Source organism: Flavobacterium sp., assembly GCF_035760125.1.
Taxonomy (GTDB): Bacteria; Bacteroidota; Bacteroidia; order Flavobacteriales; family Flavobacteriaceae; genus Flavobacterium.
Map to the genome: position 1 here is coordinate 1 of NZ_DASTTN010000361.1, position 3,543 is coordinate 3,543.

At 34.3% G+C, this 3,543-nt stretch carries 3 protein-coding genes; all 3 read left to right on the plus strand.

The window, feature by feature from the left end:
• Nucleotides 1–1,204 (plus strand): hypothetical protein (locus VFS71_RS12870; protein WP_326401700.1); only part of this gene is annotated, 1,204 nt, incomplete at its 5' end.
• Nucleotides 1,205–1,214: 10 nt separating this feature from the next.
• The gene (locus VFS71_RS12875; protein WP_326401702.1) at nt 1,215–2,171 is read left to right on the plus strand and encodes a metallophosphoesterase family protein; all 957 of its coding nucleotides are present in this window, start codon (nt 1,215–1,217) and stop codon (nt 2,169–2,171) included.
• A gap of 44 nt (nt 2,172–2,215) precedes the next feature.
• A partial coding sequence (locus VFS71_RS12880) for a DUF5127 domain-containing protein (protein WP_326401703.1) occupies nt 2,216–3,543 on the plus strand: 1,328 nt, incomplete at its 3' end.

Below are 3,543 nucleotides of genomic sequence, written 5' to 3' on the forward strand. Positions count from 1 at the left end.
GAAAAAAATTGCTTTAAAGCCCATCAGTTTATTTTTGATTTTCTATATCTTTTTTACCTCACTACAGTTATCGTCTCAGGAGAGTATAAAAAAGAACATTAGTTATACTAAAAAAGACATAGCAAAAATTGTAGATTACATTCACAAAAATTACAAAGAAGATTATACTGCTTTGCCTAGTAACCAAACCTTAGATTGGCAAAAAGCATGTGTTGCCATGATGTATGTTCATGCTTATGAGGTTCTTGAAGATAAAAAATACCTTAAATGGGCAGAAGAAGCTGTTTATGTTGCCTTTGATTTTAGTGATGATCAATGCTGGGGCGCTAATGCAATATTAGAATTAAACAAACACAATATTCAAATAAATCCTAAATCCTATGCTCACTACGAAGATGGTAAGGTTTACAATGAAGAATACTCTTATAAAAATATTTTTGACAAAACACTGACGACTCCTTTAGGTACTGCATCAGATCCTTATTTTGGTTTTTTAGACAGTTCAAAAACTGGTTTTGGAGGTATATTTTGGAACAAAAAAAATCACGCTTATCACAGTTGCACAATGGGACAAGCAATTGTATTGGCGTATTTAATTCCTGAAAAGACTATAAATGGCAAATCACCAAAAGATTTTGCTTCGCGTTGGACGTCAATTCAAACAAAATACCTGATTGACGAAACAACAGGAAAAGTGTATGACTCTTATACGCTTTCGTCGAAGAAACAAAATTCTGGAGACTTTGCTTATAATTTCGGAACAACATTAGCCGCTTTAGGTCTTGCATGGAACAAAGACCAAGAAAGACAACCTACTGTAGGCACTACCGCAGATGCTGTTGTTAATTATATTATTACAAAGATGACTGACAATTATGGTGTTTTATATAATCCTGCTGCTATTGATTTAAGTAAAGATTCTATCGCTTTCAATGGTATTTTTATGCACTTCGTACCGTATTATTTATTTTCTGACATTCCTTCTGCTAATAGGAATGCAATGAAAGAATATATTAATAATTGTTCTCTTGTTGTTTGGGATCAAATCAAAAAGAACTCAAAGAAGGAGAAAAACAATTATAGCATTAGTTATTCTTGGGGAAAGCCATATGATAAAAAGACGACAAATTGCATGACAACAGTTTCTGGTGTAGAATGTCTATTAACAGCTATTCAGATAAAAGAAGACAAGAGTCCATATTAATATCAAAAAAATGAAAAAAACAGTATTATTCCATTTTATTATTTTGTTTTTAATTGCCAGTAAGGTGTCTTATTCTCAACAGAGAGATATTACACTTATAATGGCCTCAGATTTGCATTTTGATTCTTCGCCTGAAACAGACCAATTTTATCATGTACTGACAATGAATAAATTGCCTCATACTTATGTTTGGGCAAAAGACGCTCCAAAATCTTTTGTTGGTGAAACCTTGACCAAAGTTGATGGTGTTGTTATTTCAGGTGATATTTTTGACAATCCGTGTCCCGCGAGCATAAAAGCATACAAAAGACGATATGAAATAGGCACAGGAGAAAAACAGATTCACTATAATGTTTACCCAGGCTATGGAAATCACGATGTTCATCCCGGACAAAAAGGTGATGTGGATAACTTATCAGGACGCGCTTATTCATTAACTTATCTTGATTCGTTATTGCAAGCAAAACTTTCAAATAAAGAAATTTTCAATATACATCCGTCCAGCCGTGCCTATTCCTGGAATATTGGTGATGTGCATTTTATTCAAACACATACCTATGCCGGCGACACCACATATTGCGAGAGTAATATGAAATGGATAAAAGAGGATTTGAAAAAATACGCCTCAAAAGGGAATCCAGTTGTTTTTGTGCAGCATTATGGCTTCGATGAATGGGCTGCGAAATGGTGGCCGGAAAAAGTTCGCAGCCAGCTTTTTGACCTTCTTGATCAATATAATTTAGCCGCTTTTTTTGTGGGACATACTCATGAAGCTTCTGTTCAAACATACAAAGGACATAGTATTTATCAGATAAATAATGCTTGGCCAGATGAAGATGGCAATGGCTCTTTTGCAGTACTAAAAATTAAGGGAAATGATGTCGGTATTGCGACGTGCAGATGGATAGACGACAAGGGAAATTATGAAATAATTGCTCCAAAATTAAACAGTAAATTGAAGAAATAGCACAATTTGCTACAAAGAAAAAGAAGTAATAAACATCTAAAAAAATGAAAAAATCAATTAACCTTTTCGCTATACTTTTTTTTGTGGCGATTTCTTTCAAGTGTTTTGCTCAAAACAATGCTCAGGGGACTTATGTAAAAAATGAATTAAGAGCTCCTGCATACCCATTAATAAACATTGATCCGTATACCAGCGCATGGGCTATGGCTAATAATTTATATGATAAACCGGTGAAACACTGGACTGGAAAGGATTTTCCGTTTGTTGGTGCTTTGCGTGTTGACGGAGTGACTTATCGATTTATGGGAACAGAAGACGTCCCTTTGAAAATGATTATCGGAATGGCATCTTCAGAGGAATGGAGCGCTGATTACACATTTGATTCCCCTAAATCAAACTGGCAATCACCTTCTTTTGATTCTAAAAATTGGAAACAGGGCAAAGGTGCTTTCGGAACAAAAGGAGAAAATAATATAAAAACACTTTGGGAAACAGAAGATATCTGGGTGCGCAGAGAAATCATATTAACAAAGGATTATACGAATAAGAAAGTATACTTAAAATATTCTCACGATGATGATACCGAAATTTATATTAATGGTATGGAAATTGTGAACACAGGTAATGATGTTGGTAAAAATGCAGTTATACAAATTCCGCAAAATGTTGTAAAAACAATGAAAAAAGGGAAGAATATAATATCCGCTCATTGTAAAAACAGAATTGGCGGTGGGTTGCTTGATTTCGGAATCTGTATAGAAATGCCAGTGGAAAGACATTTAGAAAAAACGGCTATTCAAAAATCAGTTGACGTGCAGGCAACACAAACACGTTACGCATTTACTTGTGGTGAGGTAAATTTAGAGCTAACATTTATGGCGCCTCTATTAATGGATAATTTGTATTTAGTTTCTCGCCCTGTAAATTATATAGGTTATTCAGTAAAATCGAATGATTCAAAAGATCATGACGTTTCAATTTACTTCGAAGCAGCGCCAAGTTGGGCATTAGATGAAGCATCTCAACCAAGTAGAAGCGAAAGTTTTGAGAAAGGAAATCTTGCCTTTGTCAAAACGGGTAGTATTTCACAAGATATTTTGGCAAAAAAAGGAGATGATGTTCGTATAGATTGGGGCTATTTTTATCTTTCAGGCGAAAAAAATAAGGTAAAAAGTGCAGTAGGCAATCCTTTTGAATTAAGAAAATCCTTTGTACAAAATGGAAATGTTACAGCTGTCGCAAAAGAAGTGAAGAATGGTAATGTTGCTTTATCTGAATCATTAGGAAAAGTTTCTGGAACAAAATCTGGGAAAATAATGTTAGGATATGACGATCTTTATTCTATACAGTATTTTGGACAGAACTTGAGACC

What these genes read in the sequence shown, in the direction of transcription:
- VFS71_RS12875 (WP_326401702.1), top strand. Translation starts at nt 1,215, where the DNA reads ATGAAAAAAACAGTATTATTCCATTTTATTATTTTGTTTTTAATTGCC.